The organism is Roseiflexus sp. RS-1 (assembly GCF_000016665.1).
GTDB lineage: Bacteria > Chloroflexota > Chloroflexia > Chloroflexales > Roseiflexaceae > Roseiflexus.
Genome location: NC_009523.1, coordinates 1,264,633 through 1,288,930, shown reverse-complemented (window position 1 = coordinate 1,288,930; position 24,298 = coordinate 1,264,633). Strand labels below are relative to the sequence as shown.

Below are 24,298 nucleotides of genomic sequence, written 5' to 3'. Positions count from 1 at the left end.
GACAGACCGATTTGCTGATCGCTGGCGGCAACGTGGTACAATACGGGGCAGACACGTGTGCAACGCGGGCGAGATCGTGAGGAGATCATGGGATTTTTCAAGCGGATGTTCGGGCGCGGGCAGGATGCGCCGCGCACTGAGGAAGAAGCACGACAGGAAGAGCAAAAGATCGATCAGGCAACCGCGAAAGCGCGTCGTGGTCTGTTCGGACAGATCGCCAGCCTGTTCGCCACCGATGACCCGATCACCGATGATCTGTGGGACGATCTCGAGGCGCTGTTGATCCAGGCGGATGTCGGCGTCGAAACGACGATGTACCTGGTCAACCGCACCAAGGACCGTTGCAACCGTTACGGCGTCAAGCGGGCGCGCGAGGCGCGCGATATGTTGAAGGCGGAGATGGTGCGCGTCCTTCAGGAACAGGAACGTCAGCCCCAGATTGATGCGCGCCCGTACATTATACTGGTGGTTGGCGTTAATGGCGCCGGCAAGACGACCCTGATCGCCAAACTGGCGTACCGCCTGAAGAACCAGTTCGGCAGGCGCGTCCTGCTGGCAGCCGGCGACACCTTCCGCGCTGCGGCGACCGAGCAATTGGAAACATGGGCGGAGCGCGTGGGTGTGCCGGTGATCTCACGCGGTCAGGGCGCCGATCCCGGCGCGGTGGTGTATGATGCCATCGAAGCAGTATCCAATGGTGATGTCGATGTGTTGATCATCGATACCGCCGGACGCCTGCACGCCAAAACAAACCTGATGCTGGAATTGCAGAAACTGCGCAATATTATCCGGCGTCGCTTCCCGGACGCACCCCACGAGGTGCTGCTGGTGATCGATGCCACAACCGGGCAGAATGGTGTGTTGCAGGCAAAATCGTTCCTGAAGGCGGTCGATGTGACCCACGTGGCGGTCACCAAACTCGACGGTACTGCCAAAGGAGGGATCGCCTTCGCCATCGCGCAGGATATCGAGCGCCCGATCCGCTACATCGGCACCGGCGAGAAGATGACCGATCTGGCGCTCTTCGATGCCGAAACATTTGTCGAGTCGTTGTTCGCCCAGGATTAATCACTGCACGACTACGATGCCGCTCGAAGTGACAACGTGCCCGGTCTGCGGGCGAAAACTGGCGCTGCAAGAGTATGTGACTCCAGGCACGCGTCTGGTGTGCACCGACTGTGAGAGTAATCTGTATGTCGAAGCGCGCCGTCCGGTACGGTTGAAGCTCGTACCGGAAGAGGCAACGTACAATGCTGATGATCGCCCGGAGTCGTATGGGTAGAGAGTGCAACCGTTCTTGTGCCGGAAACGACGATACCTGGCGCTGATCGGCGCGGCAGTGATCCTGTTTTTTCTCCAGGCGTGTATGCTGGCGTCGGGGGAGCGGACGTCAACCGATGTGCGTCCCGATGCGGGAAATGTGACCCGCACATTTCTGGGCGCCGAAGGGTCTGAAGTGTATACCGTCCCTCTCGGTGATGGCGGAGCGTTGCTCCAGGTGATCGCAATCCTGGAACTCCAGCAGGGGGAAATGCGTCTGGAACTGTTGAACGCCGGGGGGAGCGTTGCATTCGCCGTCCAGAGTCGTCCTGGCGATCAGGTATCGCGATCTGGTATGGTGCGACTCGACGAAAACGGCGTGCTGCGCTACCGCGTTGTCGCACGTGGCGCGCGTGACGGCGGTTATCAGATTTTGTATCAGCGGGTGCAGAAGAACCAATGACAGTCTCTCCTGAAACTATTCTCAAGCAGGCTGCCGGGCGTCAGGTTGAGTTCGTCAGCCTTCAGTACACCGACATTGTCGGCATGGTGAAGAATGTGACCATCCCGGCATCCGAACTTCCCGATTGCCTCGACCACGGCGTCTGGTTCGACGGATCCTCGCTCGAAGGGTTTGCCCGCGTCGCCGAGAGCGACATGTATCTTGTGCCCGATCTCGATACATTTGCGATTGTTCCGTGGGACGAGGCGGCAGGATTCGTGACGGCGCGCATGATCTGCGATGTCCATACGCCGGAGGGAAAGCCGTTCGCCGGCGACCCGCGCTACGCGCTACGGCGCGCACTCGATGCGGCGCAGCGCGTGGGGATGACCTTCCTGGTCGGTCCAGAGGTCGAGTTCTTTCTGTTTCGCTCCGGTCCGGACGGTCGTCCGGCGTTGATCCCGCATGATGTCGCCGGATACTTCGATGCCACCACCGATGCCGCCACCCATATCCGCCGTCGCATGGTGCGCGCGTTGCAGGCGTTCGGCATCGAGGTCGAAGCGACCCATCACGAAGGCGCGCTTGGTCAGCACGAAATCGATCTGCGCCATACGCACGGTCTGCGCGCTGCCGATAATCTGGTGACCACCCGCGCGACGCTCAAGGCAATAGCGCAACAACAGAACCTCTATGCCACGTTTATGCCCAAACCAATCGCCCACCTGAACGGGAACGGGCTGCACATGCATCTGAGTCTGGTCGATGCAGCCAGCGGTCACAATCTGTTCTTCGATGCGCACGATCCGTACTGCATCTCGAAACTGGCGCGGCATTTCATCGCCGGGTTGCTGGCGCATGCGCGCGGTATGATCGCCATCCTGGCGCCGCTGGTGAATTCGTACAAGCGCCTGGTGCCCGGTTTCGAGGCGCCGGTCTACCTGATCTGGGGGCGCACCAACCGCGCGCAACTGGTGCGGGTGCCGCGTATCAGCACCGCTCGACCGCAGTCGGCGCGGGTCGAACTGCGCTGCGCCGATCCGTCGTGCAATCCGTATCTGGCGCTGGCGGTCATTCTGGCAGCCGGTCTCGACGGCATCCGGCGCGAACTGCCGTTGCCGCCGCCGGTTGAAGAGGATCTGTTCGAGGTCGATCTGCGCGCGCGTCAGTTCGAGGTGCTGCCATCGACCCTCGGCGCGGCGCTCGAGGAGTTGCAGCGCGATGAGGTGATCACCGAAGCGCTTGGTCCGCATATTCTCGAACGTTTCATCGAAGCCCGCGCACGTGAGTGGGAAGAGTACAGCCACGCGATCAGTCAGTGGGAACTCGACCGGTATCTGCCGGTTTACTAACGTTTCGGATCCGACGCCTGCTCAGATAACGTTGCTATGGCACAGGCTGCCAGACCACAACCGGAACAGGTCTACTACCAGCGCGTTGCGTGGACGTGGTTGCTCGTATTCTTCGCGCTGTTCTGCGTGCTGGTCGCCGTTGCCGGTTACGCCGGCTGGCAGTACTACGCGACGGCGATGAATCCTGTCGAAGGAGCGGTGCTGCGCAGCCACGTGAATGCCGGCGTCTCGATTCAGCCGCGCGGTCGGCTGGTTGCCGAAAGTATCGAACGCCTGCCGCCAGAACGCGATCCATGCCCCGGCGAACTCGATATTTGCGCAACGGTCGCCGAAGGAAGCGTGATCCGCACCAAAACCGAAGCAGGGTACGGTCCTGTCGCATCGCTGGTGCTCGCCGATCGGACGCAGATCGACTTCTGGGCGCATCCCGCTGGCGCAGAACTGGCATTGGTCAGTTACCGCGCAACTGCGTGGCACAACGGGCGTCTCGAGGCGCTCATGCGTCAGAATGCTGGCTACCTGCGCTACGACATCGCCGCCGGGCAACCCTACGATCAGGTTGACTACGTGGTCGATGTGGGTGGTGGAACGCGCATCCGCCTCATGCCCGGCGGGAGTTATTCCATTAGTGTGCTCACCGATGCGAGCAGAGCGGTGTCTGCGCCTGCCGTTACCGGCGAGCCGATCCGGGTCGAGGTCGCCACCCGCGCCGGTTCTGCAATCATCGAACATCGGGAGAACACGGTCGAGGTGCAGCCTGGTCAACTGGTGCAGATCGATGCCGCCGGCGCCCTCCTCGGACCTGGCGAAGCGCGCTGGGAGTTGATCCGCGATGGCGGGTTTGAACAGTATGCGGATCAGAACCGGTATGATCAGACATCCAAAACCTGGCGCAAATACGCTCTTCCAAATGCACCGGGCATGGCGCCCGAAGAGCACAATGGACGGTTTACCGTTGTGCGTTCCTGCCGCCCCGAAACACCTGACTTCTGCACGCCGGACGATCAGGTATTGATCGGGCAGTTCCGCCGCGACGGTTTGCAAACCCGTCCCTTCACCGTTGGCATCGAGCAGACCATCGATGCCGACGTTTCGGAGTTTCCCTCGCTGCGCCTGAGCATGTGGGTGCGGGTGCTGACCCAAACGGTGCAACTCGCCGGAGTCGCCGGGTCTGAATGCCCGGTGATGGTGCGGATCACCTACAAACCCACCAGTCCGACCGATCAGGAGGCGAGTCGCTATTTTTGCATCTACACCGGCAGCGGCGAGGTCTCCAACAGCGAGGATGCAGGAGAGATCCGGTATCGGCAGGTGCCGCAGTTTCAGTGGTATCGTCTGAATGTCGAACTGCGCGACGACGCGCTCTTGCGCCAGGCGCGTTATATCCAGAGCATCCGCATCGAAGCGCGCGGACACGATTATCTCTCAGAAGTGACCGGCATCTCACTGATCGGCAGGCAGTGACAGTCTACACCGGTATCGATATTGTGGAGATAGCACGGATCAAACGCGCAGTCGAGCGCTGGGGCGACCGATTCGTGCAGCGGATCTATTCTCCCGCTGAGATTGCGCTGTGCGCCGGGCGGATCAATTCGCTGGCGGCGCGCTGGGCGGCAAAGGAGGCGGTCGCCAAATTGCTGGGCGTCGGGATGCGTGGTCCTGGCAGCAGCGCACACAGCGTTGCGTTCCGCGACATCGAGACGCTCACCGACGACGACGGGCGTCCAACTGTGACGCTCAGCGGAGCGGCGCGCGCGCGCGCCCGCGAACTGCACATCGAGAGCATCTGTATCAGCCTGTCGCACGATCACGGTCTGGCAATTGCGGTCGCCGTCGCGTCGACTTCACCCGCAGCCAGAAGGAGGATGCCATGGTAACCGTTCGTCGCCGGGGATGCACACCGCTCTCCTGTCTCATCGCTGGCGTAACATTCATCGTCGTCGTCGGCTGCGTCGTCGGCATCTTCGCTGGCGTCATCAGTCTATTCCGCAACTCCGACGTGGCACAGGAGGCGCTGGCGCGTGCGCAACGCGATCCGCAGGTCGAAGCGGCGCTGGGGCGTCCACTCGAAATCGGATGGTTTCTGCCCACCGGCTCACTCCGCACCGATGCCAATGGGGGCGGCGAAGTTGACCTCACCCTGCCGATCTCCGGTCCGCGTGGATCGGGAACGTTGATCATCTCCGGGGTGCGCACCCGTGGCGTCTGGGAATATGACCGCCTGATCGTGACGGTGGATGGAACCGGTCAGCGGATCGATCTGCTGCGCGACCTGTAGCGTCTGACTCAAAAACGCTGCGACGACGAAGGGGGCGTCTGGTGCAATGCGGACACTGACGATCTACCACCTGGGTCTCATCGACTATCGCACTGCGTGGGATGTGCAGCGCCGAATTGCTCGCGCACGCTCCGCCGGTCAGGTCGGCGACACCCTGCTGCTGCTCGAACACCCGCCAACGATTACGCTGGGCAGTAGAGCCAGTACCGAACATCTGCTCGTTCCGGCGGAACACCTCAGCGCCGAAGGGGTGACCGTGGTCCAGAGTGACCGCGGCGGCGGGGCGACCTACCACGCGCCGGGGCAAATCGTCGCCTACCCGATCTTCAAACTCTTGCAGCACGGACGTGATATTGGTCGGTATCTGCGCGGGCTGGAAGAGAGCGTCATTCGTGTCCTGCGCGATGACGGTCTGATCGGTGAGCGCGTCCCCGGCTTGACCGGCGTCTGGGTTCGGAACGGCGCGGCAAAAATCTGTGCTATCGGCATCAAGGTGAGCGCAGGCGGCGTGACCACTCACGGACTGGCGCTGAATGTCAACATCGATTTGCGTGGCTTCGATCTGATTGTCCCTTGCGGTGTGCATGGGCGCGGCGTCACCTCAATGTCCGCCGAACTGGGTGAGGTCGTGGCGATGAGTTCGGTGGCTGAACGGCTGATCGGGCATCTCTGCGCCGTCTTCGACCTGGAACCGGCTGTGGTTGTCACTGCCGGACAGTGGACAGCGCATCTCCCGGCAGCCGAAAGAGATCACCTTGCGCAGCGGTAAAGCCGGTTCTGATGTATTGTGCTGTTAGCGATCAGGACAGGCGCATGTTCGCGATGTGCGCTACAATACAACGTAACAGACAACCGACAAGCGGATCACGTCGTCGATGATGATCGACGACGGCTGGAATGTGAGATCATCGATGGCAGACTTGATCCCGTTGATCGCAACCGATTCGTTGCCCTCAAACCGGGCGCGCCGACCCGAATGGCTCAAGGTGCGTGCGCCGGGCGGCGCGAACTATCACGATGTCTTTCGCCTCATGCGCGAGCAGAATCTTCATACCGTGTGCGAAGAAGCGCACTGCCCGAACATTGGCGAGTGCTGGAATCACCGTACCGCCACTTTTCTGTTGCTTGGAAACATATGCACCCGTGGCTGTCGCTACTGCGCTATCGGCAAAGGGAAGCCCGAACCAATCGACGAGCATGAACCGGAGCGGGTCGCCGCGTCGGTTGCGCACTTAAAGTTGAAATTTGCCGTCCTGACATCGGTCAACCGTGACGATGTGCCCGATGGCGGCGCGTCTATCTTCGCCCGCACCATTGAACTGATCCGACAAAAAGCGCCCGACTGCAAAGTCGAGGTTCTGATCCCCGATTTCGACGGCAATTGGGAGGCGCTCGAGACGGTGCTGGCCGCTGAACCGGACGTTCTCAATCATAATATCGAGACCGTCCCGCGTCTGTTTCGGCGCTTCCGTCCCCGCGCCCGCTTCGAGCAGAGCATCGAACTGCTGGCGCGCGCGCGCGCCGCACGACCATATCTGGTCACCAAGAGCGGGATGATGGTTGGCGCCGGTGAGACGAACGAAGAAGTGTACCAGGTCATTGATCGCCTGCGTGATGTCGATGTGAATGTGCTCACCATCGGTCAATACCTCTCACCCGGTGCAAGTTACTGGCCCGTGGATCGTTATGTCACCCCCGCCGAGTTTGCCGAATTTCGCAGGTATGCGCTGGAGCGTGGTTTTCGCCACGTCGAAAGCGGTCCGCTGGTGCGTTCGAGTTATCACGCGCATCTCCACGTCAACGCCCAACAGCATTAGCCCAAAGCGGCATCGGTCCTCACCCTTCAGCACAGGACACCCAATTTTGCTCACAGGGGCAGGTTTCTTGTGAAGCCCCTGCGTGCCATCTCCCGTTTCAGGCATCAGGACGCCCAACTCCTCCTTCTTCCTGTGTGGGTTTAAGGGCGGACAGAACATATGAGCCTTCTGACGATTTCTCGCATTCCAATGGGCTCGCCACCAGGCCGCCCGCCGCCCCAGGTCGGCGCCCGCCAGGGCGTGCCGGGCACGCTGCTCGGCCGACCAATTGCGCCCATCCAGGTCGGTGAGATCCCAGCGGATGGGGGTGCGGTCCCGCCGCCACAGCCGATGCCAGAAGGCCTCACGACCCAGCGGGAACCAACTCTGGCGGCTACGCCACGATTGGCGGCGGTGACGGCGCGCGGGACGGCTGCGTTCGGCTTCTGCCGCCTGCACGCCCAACACGAGCGTGATCAGCGTCGCCAGTCCCAGCCCCGCCACCAGATGCTCTTGATGCGTCAGATCGCGCACCCGGCTGGATTCCCGGCGCCGCCCGCTCGACTTCCCGTCGCGGAACAGCGCTTTACAGCAGTTCTCAGATACGTTGACCCTCGTCCGGATCTGCCGTGTCGCGCAAGGCGCCCGTTTCCGCTGCGCTCCCGCTCTCCGCGCCTAGTATAATCTAACGGGACACGGTATACCGTTCTGCGCCAGGTTCACGAGATCGCCGCGGAGTGTTGGGTAGCCGTGTCCTTCAACGCGACCAAGCCGAACAGGTATCTGGGCCCTCAAACCCGCATATGCTAGCAAGGCTGGCGCCGTTTTCCTCAGGAGGTTCTGTGTATGGCTTCCCGTGAGTCGCTCTTTATCGGCATTGATGTCTCCAAACAGACGCTGGATGTGGCGTTTGGCGCCGACCCGCACGCGCCACGCGAGACGATACCGTCTACCGACGAAGGTGTCCAGCTCCTGGTCACGCGACTCCAGCGCCTGCAGCCGACCCTGATTGTGCTGGAGGCGACCGGCGGGCTGGAGCGCATGGTGTTCGCCCAACTGCTCCAGGCTGGCGTGCCGACGGCGCGGGTGCAGCCACGCCGCGTGCGCGCCCTGGCGCACGCGGAAGGACGCCAGGCGAAGACCGACCGCCTGGATGCCCGGTTGCTCGCCCGCTTTGCCGAACGGGTGCGCCCGCCGCACCACCAAGCGACGGACGAGCAGCGCGCATCCTTGCGCGACCTGCTGGTCCGGCGGGAGCAGGTGATTCAGATGCGGACGGCTGAGATCAATCGGTTGACGGCTGCCGCGCCGAACCTCCGCCCGGGCATCCAGCAGCATATTGATTGGCTGGATCAGGAGATCCGTGCGCTTGAGCAGGAACGCGACAACGAGGCGGAGCGCACCGACGAGGTGCGCCGGAAACGGGAGCTGCGCGAAAGCGTGCCCGGCATCGGCGCGATCACCGCACTGAACCTGCTGCTCCGCCTGCCCGAACTGGGGACCATCAATCGCAAGGAAGCGGCGGCCTTTGTGGGCGTTGCGCCGTATGCCAATCAGAGCGGCGCACAGCACAAACCCCGGCATATCTCCGGCGGCAGGAGGGATGTGCGCAGCGTGTTGTACATGGCGACCCTGGCGGCCACGCGGCGCCGTCTGGTCAGGCGCGCCTTCTATCAGCGCCTGTGTCAAGCTGGCAAGCCGCGCAAGGTCGCCATCGTCGCTGCGATGCGCAAGCTGCTGACTATTCTCGGCGCAATATTGCGTCAGCAAAAGCCCTGGGATCCGGCTGTGCATACGAGCGCCCCTTGACAAGCAACACAGTTACTCCGCGTGAGCCGGTCTGATGCACACAGAGACGCGGAGCACGCGGAGGGAGGGCGCACACGGCGTCTGGTTTCGATGGCAAGTGCAACCCTGCCCAACCAGACCAATCTTTGTGAGAGCTGCTATACATGCTCAATCTCCATTGGCCCGACGGCTCGCGCGGGATAGCGGATTATAGCAGTTCTCAGATATGTTGACCCTTGTCCGGGTCTGCCGTGTCGCGCGAGGCGCCCGCTGCTGGAGCGTTCAATCGTCGTGCGCCTCAGGCGGGCTAAAGCCCTGGCTGAGGTCGGGCAAGCCCTGCGGGCTGGATCAACCCAGGTCCCCCTGGCTATGGCAAGGATACCTGAAACGCCAGCCCCGCAGGGGCTTCCATGCGCTCAGGGAGGGCTTTAGCCCGCACGAACGGAGTCACGCCCGACGACGGACGACGTCGGATTGCTTCTCCTGTAGACTGAAATTCATTTCGGTCGCCGTGTGGGGAGCGCGAGCGTGACTGTGCTTGTCCAAGGAGGTTCAACCTCTATGAGAACCGCTATAAAAACCTCTCCCTGGCCGTTCCAGCGATCCCCGCGTTGGGCGACCTGCTGGACCATCGGCGGGATGCGTCCCTGACGATCGCGCCAGCGCGTCTGACCGTGCACCGGCGCCAGCCCATCCCAGCCGTGCGCGGGCGCCTGATCGGTCAACACGTGACCGCCGAAGGCGCGATTTGCCACGACCACCACCCGTGCGTCCGCTGGCAGCGCCTGAGCCGCCTGGTCCAACACGTGACCACACCGGTTCCACTACGAGACCGTTGGTTTGGTCCGCCCCGGCCAGCAGACCCAGGCCAACGGAATGGCGCGACCGCGCTGCCAGAGCGCGGCGGTCAGGACCCGCAGGTGTTCCGCCTGCGCGGTTTCGTCGATGATCATCACCCGGCGGCGGGCCCGCCGTCGCGACAAGAGGCGTCGCACCACGGGCGCAGCGCTCCGTTCCCAGGTCAGAAGCGGGTCGTTCAGCACCCGCCGCAGCCGCCGTTTATGACGGGCTGCGCACGTCGTCTGGAGCGTCAGGTACGCCTGGGTGCTTGCCATCCGGCGCAGCGTGAGCGAGCCGCTGCACAGGATGCTCAGGGTGAGAACGACCACCCGTTGGCGGGTGCGTTGCGGCATGTCGCTCATGCTCTGGCGGAACAACGAGTCGACCGCCCGGATGAAAGAACGTCTGCTGGTGGCCATGCGGTGGTCTCCTGGATATGAGGCGGGTGATACGACCAGCATACCAGAACTACCGCATGGTTGTCACCGCTCCTGATCCCCATAGGGCCAGAATGGCTCAAAAACGAACACCTTTTCTGTCCGCCCTTGAACCCTCGTGGGAGAAGGGGGTTAGGGGGATGAGGAGCGCCAGCGCACGGGAATGCAGAAAACGCTCAACCCTCCCCCCGAATCGTGGCGTCGAGGTCGTGTTCCAGACCACGCACGATTTTCTGCCGGATCCGGGCAACCTCAGCATCATTCAGGGTGCGGTCAGGAGCGCGGAATACCAGGCGATAGGCGAGGCTGCGTTTACCTGCCCCTACCTGCTCACCTGTATACACATCGAAGAGTGTGAGCGACTCAAGCAGCGCGCCAGCATATTTGCGAATCGTGCGAGTGACCTGTTCCGCTGGCACACCGACCGATGTCACCAGCGCGAGATCGTTGGTTGTGGCGGGATAGCGTGAGATTGCGCGGTAGCGCACCGGTTCGACCAGTTCGCCGATCAGGTCCAGATCGAGTTCAGCCGCCATCGCGCGCGGCGCGGCGATCTCCAGGCGCTCACAAACATCGGGGTGCACTTCGCCAATGACGCCGATCACACGCCCATCGCGTTCGAGCCGCGCCGCGCGCCCCGGATGAAACCGTGGATCGTCGGTCAACGCCACGAAGCGGACATCGGCAATGTTCAGGCGCGCCAGGAGCATCTCGACAATCCCCTTCAGATCGAAGAAATCCATCACCGTCTCGTCGGGCGTATGCCACGAACGTTCATAGCGCCTTCCCGCCAGCGCCAGCGCCAGACGACGCGGTTCTTCCGGTCGCACTTCGCCGCTTCCGGGTGCGCGCTTCAGGTACACGCGCCCGATCTCGAACAGCAACGTCCGTTCGCGTTCCCGCAGATTCTGCGCCAGCGCCTCCAGAAGCGTCGGCAGCAGCGACCGGCGCAGATATTCGCGCTCCGGCGTCAATGGGTTCGCCAGACGCAGATAGAGCGACGCATCGGCATCAGCTGGATTGATCTTTGCGACTGCCGCCATACTGGTCAGCGAATAGGTCATTGCCTCATCCAGCCCTGCCCCGGCCAGCAGATCACGCACACGCAGTTCCAGTTCGAGCGATGGGTTGTTGCGCTGCTCAGGGAGCACATCCGCCATCAGCGTGAGCGGAATACGGTCGTACCCGTACATGCGCGCCACCTCCTCGCAGAGGTCGGCAAGCATCGTGACATCACGCCGGAAACCTGGTGCGGTCACCCGCACTGCCGCACCATCGTCGATCAGATCGCAGGCGAACCCCAGCGGTCGCAGCAGGTCGGCGATCTCGGCGGCGCTGAGCGAGACGCCAACGATGCGGCGCACCTCGCGCGGCGTCAGGTCGAGAACCACCGGTTTCCACGGACGCGGATAGTTGTCCACCATGCCCTGCGCTACTCTGCCGCCAGCAATTCGTTGCAGCAACGAGAGCGCACGACGCTGCACCAGCGGCGGCAATTCGTAATCCACACCGCGCTCGAACCGTTTCGACGCCTCTGAACGCGCCCGCAACGCAGTCCCCATCCGCCGGATGATCGTCGGATCCCACACCGCGACTTCCAGCAATATACGGGTCGTTGTTGAACTGACTTCGCTCGATGCGCCGCCCATCACACCCGCCAGACTCAGGGGTCCCTGCGGGTCACACACCAGCAACGGCAGCATTCCGCCGCCAACTGAAGCATCCAGGTTATGCTCCTTGCCGTCGAGCGTGACCAGACGCTCGCCGGGGCGCGCCAGGCGAATGATCAGGTGCTGTTCCGCCACGCGATCCGCGTCGAACATATGGTTCGGACCGCCGAGTTCGAGCATCACATAGTTGCTGATGTCCACAATGTTGTTGATCGGGCGCATGCCAGCCATCGTCAGGCGGCGCTGCATCCAGAGCGGCGATGGTCCGATGGTGACCCCCTCGATCAGGGTCGCTGTAAAACGCGGGCAGAGGTCAGGTTCTTCGATCGTCACCCGGACGCGCCCCTCGATGGGAGGACCATCCTCGACGACGTGCATCTCCGGCATCCGTAAGGGCACGCCGGTCAGCGCAGCCACCTCGCGCGCCACGCCGACAATCGACAGACAACGCGCCATGTTCGGCAGGACATCGAACTTCAGCACCACATCGCCGAGATAATCGCGCAACGGCATACCGACCGGCGCATCGTCCGGCAGGATCAGAATACCTTCGTGATCTTCGGAAAGCCCTAACTCTTTCTCTGAACAGAGCATGGCGTCGGACATAATGCCACGCACCGGACGACCTTTCAGTCGCGTTTTCACCCACCCTTCGGCGTGACCGTCGTACAGTTCAGCGCCTTCGCGCGCGAATACGCCCTTCAGCGGTTGCGACAATCGCCCCTTGTCTTTGTAAGGGAACAGATTGGGCGCTCCGGTGACAACCGTATGCGGGGCATCGGCGCCATAATCGACATCGGCCAGCACAAGCCGATCCGCATTTGGATGCTGCCGGACTTCGAGAATCCTGCCGATGACGATTCTCTCCGGGTCCCACGGCAGATCGGCGCCCTCGACGCCGATCCGTTCGATCCCCTCACACTCCAACCCTGCGCGGGTCAGGCGTTCGGCGAGTTCTTCTACCGGCAGGGTAATATCGACGAACTCTTTCAGCCATGACAATGGAACGCGCATATGAACTCCTTATTGTCCGGTGATAACCAGTGTGGTGAGCACGACATGATCACTATCAGGGTCGTAGACATTATCATCATCGAAGAACGCAGCGCGCCGTCCGGTCGCCGGGTCCCACAACCCAACCCAGAGCGCATATGATCCGGGCGGCAGATCGGCGGGAATGGCGAGCGTGTAGCGCGCCTCCACCCAATCGCCAGCAACCCATTGCGACATCGGGTACGCGCCGTCGCGTGGTTCGCGGTTATCCTCGGCGACAATCCGTCGGTTGTCATCGACCAGGTGAACGAATGTCCACCAGTCGCGATCCTGGCGTGAGCGTGCGTGCCACAGCAGCGCCACTTCGATGGTTGCGCCAGGGCGCGGCGTTCCGTCGATCCGCCAGCGGCGAATGACGGCACCGGGTTCGGTCGAACGGGCAAACCGCGCATAGGTGTCGATACCTTCCCAGTTGCGCGCCGCTTCTGCCGCAAGGGTCTGCCGTGGATACGCCGGTTGAATGACACCGAACGGCAGCCAGGCGGCCAGTCCCGCCATTCCGATAATGATCGTGAGCGTCAGTACACGGCCACGGATCCACACTCCCAGACCACACGCAATCAGGATCGCAATCGCTGCCAGCGCAGGAAAGAGCATCCGTCCCTGCCAGGCAACCAGCCCGGCGGTCAGAGCGAAACTCACCACCCACAGGAACGCCAGCAGCGGCAACGCCGCAAGCTGCCAGTTCCATGCGCACGTTATCTGGTGCGGTCGGATCGAACGTCGTATCCACCCGGCAGCCGCTGCCGCGATCACCAGCGTATAGACCAGCATCGTCCATGCTGGCGCTGGCAGGTTCATCCAGCCGAAGCGCGCCCAGAACGATTCATGCAGGGTCGTCAGCGCACCTGTCCAGGCTGCCGGGTTGGTCACCTCGAACGCCTGCGTTGTGAACTCCACCCGAAACGCCTGCAAACCGAGCGGATCGCCGTACAGAATCCAGTTGCGCACATACCACCAACCGCCAACCAGTCCTGCGACGCCAGTAACCACCAGCAGCGCAGCAGGAACCGGGATCGCGGCTGCGCATCGTTGCCGGACGCCGCCGGTTGCGCACCAGGCAAGCGCAAGCGGTAGAAAGAGCAGCGCACTCTGTTTGGTGATCAGCGCCATTCCCAGGATCGTTCCGATCAGCGCCGTATGCGGCAGCGACCGCGGACTGCTGATGAACAGCCAGAGAAGCGCCGCGCCGAGCGCCGCCAGCAGCGCATCATTCGTCACCAGCGACGATGTGAAGATGAACTGCGGGTTGAACGCAACCAGTGCGGCTGCCAGCAGCGCCTTCTGGTCGCTGTTCCCACGCGCCGGATCGTTGTTCAGGCGACGATGCAGCGCATCCGCCGCCAGACAGGTAAAGATGATCGTCGCCGCGCCGGCCAGACTCGACGCCAGGCGCGCCAATCGCCAGGACCACACCTGTGCGTCCCAGGGCCACTGTTCGCGGCTCCCGTGCGCCACCGCGTTCACCTGATCGCCGCCTGCCCAGGTAAAGCGTGGATTACCGGGCAGATCGAAGGTACGCAGCGTTGGCGGCAACCAGAGCGCCGCAGGCATCGCCAGCAGATATGCAAGCGGCGGATGATGCCCCGATCCTGGCACATCACTGGCGCAGGGCGGCGAACATTGCACCGGCAGACGCCCCTCGCGCGCCAGAAAGAACACATACGCCGCATGCCCCGGCTCGTCCGGTCCCTCACCGAGCGGCGTCACGGCGTTGTACACCACACACAGCGCCAGAAATAACCCAACCAATGCGATGAGCGGCGACGAGGCATTCATCAGAATTGTTGCAAGAACCGTTCATCACCGCTGAAGAACCAGCGAATATCATCGATGCCATAGCGCAGCATCGCCATCCGCTCCGGTCCCATGCCGAACGCGAAGCCGCTGACCGTATCGGGGTCATACCCGCCGTTGCGCAGCACAACTGGATGGATCATCCCCGCCCCAAGGATTTCGAGCCAGCCCGACTGCTTGCACACGCGACATCCTGCACCGCCGCACAGAAAACATTCGATGTCGAACTCGACGCTCGGCTCGGTGAATGGGAAGTAACTGGGACGGAAGCGCGTTTTCACTCCTTTGCCGTACAGTCGTTCAGCAAACGCCACCAGCGTGCCCTTCAAGTCCGAAAAAGAAATCTGCTCCCCGATTGCAATCCCTTCCACCTGATAAAACTGCATCTCGTGGCGTGCGGTCACCTGTTCGTAGCGGTAGCATTTGCCGGGCAGAATCGCGCGCACCGGATTGGGCGCATTGGCGCGCATCGCATAGATCTGCCCTGGAGACGTGTGGGTGCGGAGCAGCAGCGTCGGCTCGCCGGGCGCCGTTTCGACATAGAACGTATCCCACATATCACGCGCCGGATGGTCGGGCGGCATGTTGAGCAACTGAAAGTTGAACTCATCGGTTTCGACTTCCGGGCTTTCCCAGACCTGGAATCCCATCTCACCCAAAATGCCGTAGATGGTGCGGAGCATCTGGGTGGTCGGATGCAACCGACCAACGGCAGGCGCACGACCGGGGAGGGTAACATCGACCTGGTCGGCTTCGAAGGCATGCTGACGGGCAATACGCTTTAACTGCGCCTCGGCGCGTTCGAGCGCCTGTTCGAGCGTCGCGCGCGCAGCATTGAAGCGTGCGCCAGCGACCGGACGTTCTTCCGCCGGAAGCGCACCGAGTCCGCGGCTCAGGCGAGAAAGCGCGCCCTGTTTGCCCAGGTACGCACTCTTCCACTCCGCAAGCGCGGTCAGATCGGCGATCTGTTCCAGCGCTGCGAGGGCTTCGTATTCGAGTTGGTTCAACTGATCGATCAGCGACATCCTCGTATCCTCCGCGTTCAACAAAAAACCACGCACTCGCCAGGGACGAGGCGTGGCCCGTGGTACCACCCTGATTCGGCAGAGGCGCGTAGCGCGACCCTACCCTCATAGCCCTGCTAACGGCGGGCAACCGGCGATGACTACTCGGCGCCTGCGGAGACCAGGCAGTCTCCACTTCCTTTCCCCATCGCGGCTCAGAAGGGAACTTCAGCGGGGAGTCACGGCGACGGCTTCCACCCTTTGGCCCTCGCTCTCTGTCCGCTCTCACCCGCCTACTCGCTTCGTCACAGCCCTGTCAGTACTAACTGCGTCCCAGAGTACGCTGTCGCAGCGCCTCGAAAAGTATCACGCTCGCCGCGACTGCAACATTGAGCGATTCGGTTCCGCCGCGCATCGGGATGGCAATCTGCTTCGTCGCCAGACGACGCGCTGCATCGCTCAAGCCGTGCGCTTCATTCCCGACCAGCAGCGCCGATGGTTGACGCCAGTCGGCGGCGTAGTAGGGCATACGCGCCTCCGGATCGGCGGCATACACGTGATCAACCGACGCCAGGCGCTCACCGATCGCGTCCCACGACAAATCCTGTTCCATCGCCAGGCGGAAGTGCGCCCCCATTGCGCTGCGCACCACTTTCGGCGCATAGAGATCGACCGTTCCGACACTGCACAGCACCTGCGCCACGCCGACCGCTTCAGCGCTGCGCAGCAACGTTCCCAGATTGCCGGGGTCCTGCACAGCGTCGATCACCAGCAATAAGCCGGGTTTGCCAGGCGCGACATGGGGCCACGAAGCCAGCGCCACAACACCCTGCGGATGAACGGTATCCGACGCCGCAGCGACCACCTGCGGCGTCGCCTCATAACTGGCGGGCAGGTAGCGCAACTTTTGCAACAGCGCTGCGCCTGCTGGCGTGAGTTGCAACTGATCCGGCGCATAGAGCGTCAGGGTCAGTGTGGCGCCACTCTCGAGCGCATCGGCGACCAGGCGCACCCCTTCAAGCACAAGCATCCGCTCGCGGCGGCGTTCGTGACGATCGGAAGCCAGCGAGCGGATACGCTTAACGTGCTGATTCGCCGGACTGGTAATCACACCGCCTGTCGCGCCTGTTCGACGACGCGGCTAAACGCCGCCGGGTCGCGCACCGCCATATCGGCGAGAATCTTGCGATCAAGATCGATGCCAGCGCGCTTGAGACCGTTCATAAAGCGGCTATACGACATGCCGTGCATTCGGGCGGCGGCATTGATACGCACAATCCAGAGGCGGCGAAAATCACGCTTGCGGTTGCGCCGGTCGCGATAGGCATACCAGAGCGCCTTCATCACCGTTTCGCGCGCCACCTTGACGCGGCGACTGCGACTGCCGCGATACCCTTTTGCCTGTTCGAGCAACTTTTTGTGGCGCTTACGCACCATGACGCCACGTTTGACGCGAGCCATACAACCTGATCCTTATATACTAACAGGCGCTCCCTTTACCGGCTATGCTTCGCAATGTACGGCAACGCACGGCGCAGGCGGCGCTGAACACTCTTATGCACTTCGAACGTTCGATCAAGGTGTTGCAAAATGCGCAACGACATACGGCGACGGAAGTGACCACGACGACCGGCAGTGCGAACCATCTTGCCTGAGCCAGTCAACCGGAACCGCTTCGCCGCGCCTTTATGGGTTTTCATTTTGGGCATGCGTTCAATCCTCTTCGTCAGCCTGATCGTCGGGCGCTGCATCAGACGCGGGCGCGCTGACCTTCGCTACCGATGACGTTGTACTGCGAGATGTCTGCTGCTGCCGTTCGCGCTGCGCCTGCGTTTTGGCTTTCTGATTCGGCGCAAGTAATAATGTCAACACGCGCCCTTCCATCGTTGGCCGCTGCTCGACGACCGAGATGTCGCGCAGTTCCTCCGCCATGCGTTCCAGCATTTCCAGCCCAATCTCCTGATGAAAGATCTCGCGCCCGCGGAACCGCAGATTGAACTTGACTTTGTCGCCTTCCAGGAGAAATCGCCGCGCCTGTTTGGCTTTGACTTCAAGATCGTGATCATCAGTCTTCGGTTCCAGTCGGATCTGCTTGACCTCCACCTGCTTCTGGTTCTTGCGCGCCTCGCGCTCTTTCTTCGATTGCTCGTAGCGAAATTTGCCGTAATCCAGAATGCGACAGACGGGCGGGACGGCGTTTGGCGCAACTTCGACCAGATCAAGCCCGCGCTCTTCCGCCATGGATAGCGCGTCGCGGATCGACACAATGCCGATCTGCGCGCCGTTTTCATCAATCAAGCGCACTTCGCGGGCGCGAATGCGATTGTTGATACGAAGCCGGTCTCTAATTGCAGCGCTCCTTTCAAAATCGTGACAGCAACAGAAAACAAACCGCGCCGAAAAGACGCGATGTGAAGGTAAGTATAGCATCCCAACGCGATTTCGTCAATCGACATGCGCAGTGAGTCCTTTGCCGCAAAAGCGCACCGCAGAGGCGCCGGGCGCGCAGAGATTTCCATCCATGCTACGCCTGCTGCGCTGCTGTAGTCAGGATTACTTTTTTATAGCATTTCTCAGATACATTGACCATTGTTCCTATCCGCCGTGTCGCGTGAGATGCCCGTTTCCGGCAGAGCGTAGACCGAAATTATGGTCTTTGAATAAATAATCCGGTGTAGCCCGCGCAGGCGGGCTTTGCCCTGGTTAGCCGAGGGCTTCAGCCCCACGGCTAGCGCAGTATAGCGGATTTAATTTTCAATCTTCATCATTTCGGTCACCGTGTCGGGAGCGCGATTCTGGGAGTGTTCAACCCGGTCCAATTGGTTCAACCTCAATGGGAACTGCTATAGTATACGCGTCTGTGTTATCATGGAACTTGCACCACACAGGAGGCGCGTATGGAACCGCCGTTTCCGGGGATGGATCCGTATCTTGAAGATCCCGGCTTATGGCCCGATGTTCATCATCGCCTGATTACGGTTTTCTGCGACCAGATTCAGGAGCAACTTCCACCGCGCTACCGGGCGGTTATTACGCCATACGTCGCCTTCGAGAGCGTCGAGATCGCGCCGGTGCGCAAGATTGCACCGGATGTTGCGGTTCTTGATCGTGATCATCTCAACCTGCCGTACACAGGCGTTGCCGTGGTCGAAGAAGCCCCGCTGAGTCCGCCGGCAGCAATGCTCGTTCCGGTCGAGTATGGTCGCATTGAGATTCGCACGGTACGCGATCAGACGCTGGTTACTGCGATTGAACTCCTCTCCCCGGCGAACAAGCGCCCTGGCCTCGATGGCGCCGACGCTTACGAGAAAAAACGCCAGGAGATTTTTTTTAGCACGGCGCACCTCCTCGAAATCGACCTGTTGCGCGGCGGTAAGCGTCCACAGGTTGCACGCCCATTGCCTGAAGCGTCGTATTTCATCTTCCTCAGTCGTGTGCAGCGCCGCCCGTATATCGACATCTGGCCCCTGTCGCTGCGCACGCCGATGACGCCAGTACCGGTTCCGTTGCAGGCGCCCGATCCTGATGTGCGCCTCGATATTGGTGCGGCAATCCGCGAAACCTATCGTCGAGCGCGCTACGATCTTGAGATCGATTACCGCCAACCGCCGCCGCCCCCCGACCTGACGCCGGACGAAGCCGCCTGGCTCGATGCCCATCTGCGCGCCTGCGGCTTGCGTCCGTAACCGACCTGCCCTTCGTCGGCGATGCGCGAGCCGGTAGAGCGTGGTATCATAACGCAGCAGGAGGCGCGTATGGAACCGCCGTTTCCGGGGATGGATCCGTATCTGGAACGATCAAGCCTGTGGCCCGATGTTCACCATCGGATCATCAGCGCCATCTGTGACTATCTTCAGGCGCGGATCGCGCCGGGGTACATTGCGCAGATCGCCCCCTATGTTGCGCTGGAGCAGATTGAGATCGCCGCCCCGCGCCGTGCGCTCGTCCCCGATGTCGGCGTCTATGAACGCGACCCTGCCGCCGTCGCCGTCCTGCCCGCCGCCATCGACGCCCCGTCGCTCACCGGCGCGGCGCTCCTCGACATTCCTACTCGCTATGCCCGTGTCGAAATCCGCGCCGTCGCCGATGAGACCCTCGTCACCGCCATCGAACTTCTCTCCCCCGCCAACAAGCGCCCTACTCCCGACGGCGCCGACGCTTACGAGCAGAAGCGGCAGGACCTGTTTCGCAGCGGCGTCCATCTGCTCGAAATCGACCTGCTGCGCGGCGGTCGGCGTCCGCGCCTGGCGCGCCCCGACCCGCTCCCTCCCGCGCCTTACTTCGTCTTCCTCAGTCGCGCCGAACGCTGGCCCGCCGTCGATATCTGGGTTTGCCCGCTCGACCGACCGCTGCCCACCGTTCCCGTGCCGCTGCGTCGCCCCGACCCGGATACGCCGCTGCCGCTCACCCAACTGCTGCACCAGGTGTATCGCAATGCGCGCTACGATCTGCGGATCGATTACCGCCAACCGCCGCCGCCTCCCGACCTGACGCCGGACGAAGCCGCCTGGCTCGATGCCCATCTGCGCGCCTGCGGCTTGCGTCCGTAGCCAACCTGCCCTTCGTCGGCAATGCGCGAGCGGGCGGAGCGTGGTATCATAACGCAGCAGGAGGTGCGTATGGAACCGCCGTTTCCGGGGATGGATCCGTATCTGGAGCGATCAAGCCTGTGGCCCGATGTCCATATCGGGCTGATTACTGCTATACGCGACTATCTTCAGGCGCGGATTGCGCCGGGGTACATTGCGCAGATCACGCCCTACGTCGCGCTTGAGCAGATTGAGATCGCCGCCCCGCGCCGTGCGCTCGTTCCCGATGTCGGCGTCTATGAACGCGACCCTGCCGCCGTCGCCGTCCTGCCCGCCGCCGTCGACGCCCCGTCGCTCACCGGCGCGGCGCTCCTCGACATTCCCACCCGCTATGCCCGCGTCGAACTCCGCGCCGTCGCCGATGAGACCCTCGTCACTGCCATCGAACTCCTCTCCCCGGCCAACAAGCGCCCCACGCCTGACGGCGCCGACGCTTACGAGCAGAAGCGGCAGGACCTGTTTCGCAGCGGCGTCCATTTGCTCGAAATCGACCTGCTGCGCGGCGGTCGGCGTCCGCGCCTGGCGCGCCCCGACCCGCTCCCTCCCGCGCCTTACTTCGTCTTCCTCAGTCGCGCCGAACGCTGGCCCGCCGTCGATATCTGGGTTTGCCCGCTCGACCGACCGCTGCCCACCGTTCCCGTGCCGCTGCGTCGCCCCGACCCGGATACGCCGCTGCCGCTCACCCAACTGCTGCACCAGGTGTATCGCAATGCGCGCTACGATCTGCGGATCGATTACCGCCAACCGCCGCCGCCTCCCGACCTGACGCCGGACGAAGCCGCCTGGCTCGATGCCCATCTGCGCGCCCGCGGATTGCGTCCGTAGTCCTCTCAATCCTGCCAGCATCCGACAGGAATGTTGCACAGCGTCTTGACAGTCGCTGTCATCATGCGTATACTCCATACCGTTCCGTAGGGGCGCTTCGCTGACAGAGCGAGGCTGAGAAGTTACCCTTCGCACCTGATCCGGGTAATGCCGGCGTAGGAAATCGGAACCGGTCATCGGCTTCTTCTGCCGGTCGCCGTTTTCATCTCCTTCACGGTGCGCAGCCTCTCCATTGTGCGTTCCCCGACGGAAACACGGTCAAACCTTTTCACAGTTTGCGCAAAAAGGAGGGAACGCGATGCGCTTCACCGAAACGCTCTGGTCGTCAATCACCGACATCTACCAGGCGATCATCCGGCACCCGTTCAATGAGGAACTGGCGCAGGGCACGCTCCCGCGCGAAAAGTTTGCATTCTACATGCAGCAGGACGCGCTCTACCTGTCCGATTTTGCACGTGCGCTGGCGACGATGGCTGGACGCGCTCCCGATGAAGAAGCGTTGCTCCAGTTCGTGCGTTTCGCCGAGGGCGTGGCAGTGGTCGAACGTGCGCTGCACACGTCATACTTCCACGAGTTTGGGATCGAGACGCCAACCCGCCAGCAGTCGCCTTCGTGCTTCGCCTATACCAACTTCCTGCTGGCGACAACCGCCTGTCGCAGTTACCAGGAAGGGATGGCTGCGCTTCTCCCCTGTTTCTGGATCTACCGCGAAGTGGGACACGATATTTACAAGCGCGCAGCGCCGAATAACCCCTATCAGAAATGGATCGATACGTATGCCGGTCAGGAGTTCGGCGAATGGGTTGATCGCGCCATTGCGCTGACCGACAGGATTGCCGATCACGCCTCGGAGACGCAGAAAGAGCGGATGCGCGCCGCTTTCGTCTCTTCTTCGCGGCTGGAGTGGATGTTCTGGGATAGCGCGTACCGGCTTGAAGCCTGGTTGCCGTCATGACACAACGCACGCTGCTGGTGCTGGACTTTTCCGGGGTGCTGAGCCTGGAAGCGGTCTGCTTCGGAATGCCGGATCGCCTGGAGCAGGCGCTGCGGCATTCCGGGCTGTGGGAATTGGGCGTGGATGGTGCGCGCTACTGGAACGATGTCGTGAAACCGACATGGGAGATCGGAAGCACGACGCGCACCCCGTATGCGTACCTGGTGGCGCAGCGTGTGCATCCCCCGCACGTTGCGTTCGATGATGCGCTTCGCCGCGCTGAACAGTTCGTTCAAGCGTATATGCAGGCTTCCGTCATCGACCCGGTATGGCGCGCGCTGTTCGATGCGTTGCAATCGGCGAACAGCGTCGCGCCGCTGATCGCCACCGACCACTACGCCGAAGCGACGGCGCATATCGCACAGCAGATCGCGGCGATGGGATGGCGCGCGGCGGCATTGCAGACGGATGCATCAGGTCGGGTGTTGATCGATGGGAGCGCGTCTGCCTCCCTTCCACCCCACACCGTCGCGCTCGCCAACTCTGCCGACCTTGGCGCGCACAAAGAAGGTGCGCTGTTCTGGAGTCGCGTGCGTGCCGGACTTGCCATCGAACCGGATCAGATTCTGGTGATCGATGATTTCGGTGCGAATGAACATCTGCTCGACTTCTATGCCGATCCAGCAAAGGTCACCCGCCGGCAGGCGCAAACGCTTGCCGCGATCAGCAGCGCCTTTGGCGCACCGACTCGCACCCTTCCTTTTATCATTGAACGCCCCTTTCCCGATCTGGAAACGCTGCGTGCCACGTATCGCGCCCAGGCGGAACAAACGATCCGACGCGTGATGGAGACGATTCAGGCATAGCCATTCGGCACACACGCGCTGGTTTCCATTCAGAAAAACGTATTTGCGTCGCACTCCCGGCGTATACTGATAGAAAGCAGACGATCGTCCTGGTGTACGCAAAGGAGTCGTGCGATGTCGAACCCATCCCCCGAAGATACCGCAATGCTTCGTTTGATCGAATGCTGGATGCCGCTGGTGCAGGAGTTGAACCAGACCGAACAGTGGGACGATGATGGCGTAGCGCTCGAACGCCTGATCCGCCTGGCAGCGCCTGTCCTTGCTGCTGTTGATCACGTTCAGTCCGCTCGTGCTATACTCATGGTCTATCACGCCATTGCACGAAAGGAACCGTTATGACTCGCTACGGAGGCGGGATCAAGCGCAGTTCGCAACTGACGTTTCGCCGCCGTCTGCTCCTGGTTCGATTGCTGCTCCGCGGTCCGGCAACTGCTGAAGAACTCATCGAGGCGATCCAGCGCGAACTCGGAACTGAAGGGTATCCCGCTGCGGCGCAGGTCGCACTCCGGCATGACATCAAAGCGCTCAAGACGGAGTACGGTTGCCGCATCACGCTGCGCCGCGATGTCGGCGGGTATGTGCTCGAAGACCTGGGAGAACTGGCGCTGCTCGATCTGTCGGACGAGGCGCTGGAAGCATTCAGTTTCCTTGATGCCAGTTTTCCGCCCGGCGCAGCGATACCGGAACTCGCAAACGTGCGACAGCTTCTCGATCAGGTGCTGCGCCTGCTGCCGGTTGAGCGTCAGGAAGAGCAGCGGCGCCGGCGCTCTGCGCCGCGATTGCAACTGCCGGCGCAGCCGGAGTCGCGCGTCGATCCCGGTGTGCTGCGCACCGTCAAACGGGCGATCAATGAGCGCCGCGAATTGCGCTTTCTGTACTGGAGCACGTTCGATATCGACGCACCGCGCCAGCATCGTGTTGCGCCGTATGGCATCTTCTTCCGCCCCGAAGGGCATACCTATCTCGACGCAACCCTGCTGGAAGTGAAACCGGTCGGTGGCGAGACGATCCACGCCGCCATCGACTACCGTCTTGATCGGATCGTGCCCGGTTCGGTCAGGGTGCTGCCGACGATGCTGCCGCCGGAGCGGATCGTTCCGCGCTTCTACCCGTTGCGCTACCACCTGCTCCCGGTTGTTGCCCGCCGTCGTGATGTCGCAGCGTATTTCCCGAATACGCAGATCGAGTATCACGACGACGGCAGCGCAACCGTGACTGCCACCGTGACCAATCTCTGGCAGGCGCGTCAGGTGCTGCTGCGCTACGGTGACGCATGCACGGTTCTGTCGCCGCCGGAACTGATCGAGATGTTCCGCCGCACGGCACAGGGACTGTGGGAAAAGTACGGGTCTGCAACCGAAGGGTAA

General features: G+C 62.2%; 26 protein-coding genes and 1 riboswitch. Of the genes, 17 read left to right on the top strand and 9 right to left on the bottom strand.

The genetic code is table 11. The annotated features are described in order from the left end of the window. Positions 1-87: 87 nt before the first annotated feature. The 10 genes from ftsY to ROSERS_RS05360 all read left to right on the top strand — a co-directional run bounded on the left by ftsY (position 88) and on the right by ROSERS_RS05360 (position 8,937). Entirely contained in the window at positions 88-1,068 is a 981-nt protein-coding gene (gene ftsY, locus ROSERS_RS05405; protein WP_011955812.1) for a signal recognition particle-docking protein FtsY, read from the top strand. 16 nt (positions 1,069-1,084) lie between these two features. Next, entirely contained in the window at positions 1,085-1,282 is a 198-nt protein-coding gene (locus ROSERS_RS05400) for a hypothetical protein (RefSeq protein WP_011955811.1), read from the top strand. 3 nt (positions 1,283-1,285) lie between these two features. Beyond that, complete coding sequence (locus ROSERS_RS05395) at positions 1,286-1,723, top strand: hypothetical protein (RefSeq protein ID WP_011955810.1); 438 nt, start codon at positions 1,286-1,288, stop codon at positions 1,721-1,723. Continuing rightward, the gene (locus ROSERS_RS05390; RefSeq protein ID WP_011955809.1) at positions 1,720-3,054 is read left to right on the top strand and encodes a glutamine synthetase family protein; all 1,335 of its coding nucleotides are present in this window, start codon (positions 1,720-1,722) and stop codon (positions 3,052-3,054) included. Before ROSERS_RS05395 ends, ROSERS_RS05390 begins: the two co-directional genes overlap by 4 nt. Positions 3,055-3,090: 36 nt before the next feature. After that, the gene (locus tag ROSERS_RS05385) at positions 3,091-4,518 is read left to right on the top strand and encodes a hypothetical protein (RefSeq protein ID WP_011955808.1); all 1,428 of its coding nucleotides are present in this window, start codon (positions 3,091-3,093) and stop codon (positions 4,516-4,518) included. Next, positions 4,515-4,931, top strand: coding sequence for a holo-ACP synthase (gene acpS, locus ROSERS_RS05380; RefSeq protein WP_011955807.1), 417 nt, complete (start codon positions 4,515-4,517; stop codon positions 4,929-4,931). Before ROSERS_RS05385 ends, acpS begins: the two co-directional genes overlap by 4 nt. Further along, a complete protein-coding gene (locus ROSERS_RS05375; protein ID WP_011955806.1) occupies positions 4,925-5,332 on the top strand; it encodes a cytochrome c oxidase assembly factor 1 family protein in 408 nt (135 codons plus the stop codon). Before acpS ends, ROSERS_RS05375 begins: the two co-directional genes overlap by 7 nt. 46 nt (positions 5,333-5,378) lie before the next feature. After that, positions 5,379-6,101: a lipoyl(octanoyl) transferase LipB gene (lipB, locus tag ROSERS_RS05370; RefSeq protein ID WP_011955805.1), complete on the top strand. Its 723-nt coding sequence runs from the start codon at positions 5,379-5,381 to the stop codon at positions 6,099-6,101. Positions 6,102-6,243: 142 nt separating this feature from the next. After that, on the top strand, positions 6,244-7,149 hold the full coding sequence (lipA, locus tag ROSERS_RS05365) for a lipoyl synthase (protein WP_011955804.1): 906 nt from the start codon (positions 6,244-6,246) through the stop codon (positions 7,147-7,149). An 825-nt stretch (positions 7,150-7,974) separates the two neighbouring features. Next, a complete protein-coding gene (locus ROSERS_RS05360; protein ID WP_011955803.1) occupies positions 7,975-8,937 on the top strand; it encodes an IS110-like element ISRfsp2 family transposase in 963 nt (320 codons plus the stop codon). Positions 8,938-9,413: 476 nt separating this feature from the next. On the opposite strand, the gene ROSERS_RS05355 is transcribed toward ROSERS_RS05360, so the two are convergent. From ROSERS_RS05355 to infC, 9 genes are all read right to left on the bottom strand, one after another. Beyond that, positions 9,414-9,722, bottom strand: coding sequence for a hypothetical protein (locus tag ROSERS_RS05355; RefSeq protein ID WP_011955802.1), 309 nt, complete (start codon positions 9,720-9,722; stop codon positions 9,414-9,416). A gap of 18 nt (positions 9,723-9,740) precedes the next feature. Further along, entirely contained in the window at positions 9,741-10,175 is a 435-nt protein-coding gene (locus tag ROSERS_RS05350; protein ID WP_011955801.1) for a hypothetical protein, read from the bottom strand. A gap of 194 nt (positions 10,176-10,369) precedes the next feature. Beyond that, a complete protein-coding gene (gene pheT, locus ROSERS_RS05345) occupies positions 10,370-12,877 on the bottom strand; it encodes a phenylalanine--tRNA ligase subunit beta (protein ID WP_011955800.1) in 2,508 nt (835 codons plus the stop codon). A gap of 9 nt (positions 12,878-12,886) precedes the next feature. Beyond that, positions 12,887-14,695 carry a glycosyltransferase family 39 protein gene (locus tag ROSERS_RS05340; RefSeq protein ID WP_011955799.1) on the bottom strand — a complete coding sequence of 603 codons (1,809 nt, stop codon included), beginning with the start codon at positions 14,693-14,695 and terminating at the stop codon, positions 12,887-12,889. Continuing rightward, complete coding sequence (pheS, locus tag ROSERS_RS05335) at positions 14,695-15,738, bottom strand: phenylalanine--tRNA ligase subunit alpha (RefSeq protein WP_011955798.1); 1,044 nt, start codon at positions 15,736-15,738, stop codon at positions 14,695-14,697. The genes ROSERS_RS05340 and pheS overlap by 1 nt, the downstream gene beginning before the upstream one ends. 301 nt (positions 15,739-16,039) lie before the next feature. Beyond that, positions 16,040-16,828 carry a TrmH family RNA methyltransferase gene (locus ROSERS_RS05330; RefSeq protein WP_011955797.1) on the bottom strand — a complete coding sequence of 263 codons (789 nt, stop codon included), beginning with the start codon at positions 16,826-16,828 and terminating at the stop codon, positions 16,040-16,042. Then, positions 16,825-17,178 (bottom strand): 50S ribosomal protein L20, encoded by a 354-nt coding sequence (gene rplT / locus ROSERS_RS05325; protein ID WP_011955796.1) that lies wholly within the window; start codon positions 17,176-17,178, stop codon positions 16,825-16,827. Before rplT ends, ROSERS_RS05330 begins: the two co-directional genes overlap by 4 nt. 35 nt (positions 17,179-17,213) lie before the next feature. Then, positions 17,214-17,426, bottom strand: coding sequence for a 50S ribosomal protein L35 (gene rpmI / locus ROSERS_RS24760; protein ID WP_011955795.1), 213 nt, complete (start codon positions 17,424-17,426; stop codon positions 17,214-17,216). Between the two features lie 4 nt (positions 17,427-17,430). After that, positions 17,431-18,147, bottom strand: coding sequence for a translation initiation factor IF-3 (gene infC / locus ROSERS_RS05320; RefSeq protein ID WP_011955794.1), 717 nt, complete (start codon positions 18,145-18,147; stop codon positions 17,431-17,433). A gap of 467 nt (positions 18,148-18,614) precedes the next feature. On the opposite strand from infC, the gene ROSERS_RS05315 reads away from it, so the two are divergent. The 7 genes from ROSERS_RS05315 (at position 18,615) to ROSERS_RS05285 (ending at position 24,298) form a co-directional block, all read left to right on the top strand. Next, positions 18,615-19,403: a DUF4058 family protein gene (locus tag ROSERS_RS05315; protein ID WP_011955793.1), complete on the top strand. Its 789-nt coding sequence runs from the start codon at positions 18,615-18,617 to the stop codon at positions 19,401-19,403. Between the two features lie 69 nt (positions 19,404-19,472). After that, positions 19,473-20,267 (top strand): DUF4058 family protein, encoded by a 795-nt coding sequence (locus tag ROSERS_RS05310; protein ID WP_011955792.1) that lies wholly within the window; start codon positions 19,473-19,475, stop codon positions 20,265-20,267. Between the two features lie 69 nt (positions 20,268-20,336). Continuing rightward, positions 20,337-21,131, top strand: a complete 795-nt coding sequence (locus ROSERS_RS05305; protein WP_011955791.1) for a DUF4058 family protein — start codon at positions 20,337-20,339, stop codon at positions 21,129-21,131. 78 nt (positions 21,132-21,209) lie between these two features. Next, positions 21,210-21,311, top strand: a riboswitch (TPP riboswitch). A 118-nt stretch (positions 21,312-21,429) separates the two neighbouring features. Then, a complete protein-coding gene (gene tenA / locus ROSERS_RS05300; protein ID WP_011955790.1) occupies positions 21,430-22,086 on the top strand; it encodes a thiaminase II in 657 nt (218 codons plus the stop codon). Then, positions 22,083-22,931, top strand: coding sequence for a hypothetical protein (locus ROSERS_RS05295; RefSeq protein ID WP_011955789.1), 849 nt, complete (start codon positions 22,083-22,085; stop codon positions 22,929-22,931). The genes tenA and ROSERS_RS05295 overlap by 4 nt, the downstream gene beginning before the upstream one ends. A gap of 114 nt (positions 22,932-23,045) precedes the next feature. Further along, positions 23,046-23,270 (top strand): hypothetical protein, encoded by a 225-nt coding sequence (locus ROSERS_RS05290; protein ID WP_041333087.1) that lies wholly within the window; start codon positions 23,046-23,048, stop codon positions 23,268-23,270. Beyond that, positions 23,267-24,298, top strand: a complete 1,032-nt coding sequence (locus ROSERS_RS05285) for a helix-turn-helix transcriptional regulator (protein ID WP_011955788.1) — start codon at positions 23,267-23,269, stop codon at positions 24,296-24,298. Before ROSERS_RS05290 ends, ROSERS_RS05285 begins: the two co-directional genes overlap by 4 nt.

Coding starts and splice junctions, on each gene's coding strand:
- ftsY (WP_011955812.1), top strand. CDS start 88: ATGGGATTTTTCAAGCGGATGTTCGGGCGCGGGCAGGATGCGCCGCGC.
- ROSERS_RS05400 (WP_011955811.1), top strand. CDS start 1,085: ATGCCGCTCGAAGTGACAACGTGCCCGGTCTGCGGGCGAAAACTGGCG.
- ROSERS_RS05390 (WP_011955809.1), top strand. CDS start 1,720: ATGACAGTCTCTCCTGAAACTATTCTCAAGCAGGCTGCCGGGCGTCAG.
- ROSERS_RS05385 (WP_011955808.1), top strand. CDS start 3,091: ATGGCACAGGCTGCCAGACCACAACCGGAACAGGTCTACTACCAGCGC.
- ROSERS_RS05375 (WP_011955806.1), top strand. CDS start 4,925: ATGGTAACCGTTCGTCGCCGGGGATGCACACCGCTCTCCTGTCTCATC.
- lipB (WP_011955805.1), top strand. CDS start 5,379: ATGCGGACACTGACGATCTACCACCTGGGTCTCATCGACTATCGCACT.
- lipA (WP_011955804.1), top strand. CDS start 6,244: ATGGCAGACTTGATCCCGTTGATCGCAACCGATTCGTTGCCCTCAAAC.
- ROSERS_RS05360 (WP_011955803.1), top strand. CDS start 7,975: ATGGCTTCCCGTGAGTCGCTCTTTATCGGCATTGATGTCTCCAAACAG.
- ROSERS_RS05350 (WP_011955801.1), bottom strand. CDS start 10,175: ATGGCCACCAGCAGACGTTCTTTCATCCGGGCGGTCGACTCGTTGTTC.
- pheT (WP_011955800.1), bottom strand. CDS start 12,877: ATGCGCGTTCCATTGTCATGGCTGAAAGAGTTCGTCGATATTACCCTG.
- ROSERS_RS05340 (WP_011955799.1), bottom strand. CDS start 14,695: ATGAATGCCTCGTCGCCGCTCATCGCATTGGTTGGGTTATTTCTGGCG.
- pheS (WP_011955798.1), bottom strand. CDS start 15,738: ATGTCGCTGATCGATCAGTTGAACCAACTCGAATACGAAGCCCTCGCA.
- rplT (WP_011955796.1), bottom strand. CDS start 17,178: ATGGCTCGCGTCAAACGTGGCGTCATGGTGCGTAAGCGCCACAAAAAG.
- rpmI (WP_011955795.1), bottom strand. CDS start 17,426: ATGCCCAAAATGAAAACCCATAAAGGCGCGGCGAAGCGGTTCCGGTTG.
- infC (WP_011955794.1), bottom strand. CDS start 18,147: ATGCTATACTTACCTTCACATCGCGTCTTTTCGGCGCGGTTTGTTTTC.
- ROSERS_RS05315 (WP_011955793.1), top strand. CDS start 18,615: ATGGAACCGCCGTTTCCGGGGATGGATCCGTATCTTGAAGATCCCGGC.
- ROSERS_RS05310 (WP_011955792.1), top strand. CDS start 19,473: ATGGAACCGCCGTTTCCGGGGATGGATCCGTATCTGGAACGATCAAGC.
- ROSERS_RS05305 (WP_011955791.1), top strand. CDS start 20,337: ATGGAACCGCCGTTTCCGGGGATGGATCCGTATCTGGAGCGATCAAGC.
- tenA (WP_011955790.1), top strand. CDS start 21,430: ATGCGCTTCACCGAAACGCTCTGGTCGTCAATCACCGACATCTACCAG.
- ROSERS_RS05295 (WP_011955789.1), top strand. CDS start 22,083: ATGACACAACGCACGCTGCTGGTGCTGGACTTTTCCGGGGTGCTGAGC.
- ROSERS_RS05290 (WP_041333087.1), top strand. CDS start 23,046: ATGTCGAACCCATCCCCCGAAGATACCGCAATGCTTCGTTTGATCGAA.
- ROSERS_RS05285 (WP_011955788.1), top strand. CDS start 23,267: ATGACTCGCTACGGAGGCGGGATCAAGCGCAGTTCGCAACTGACGTTT.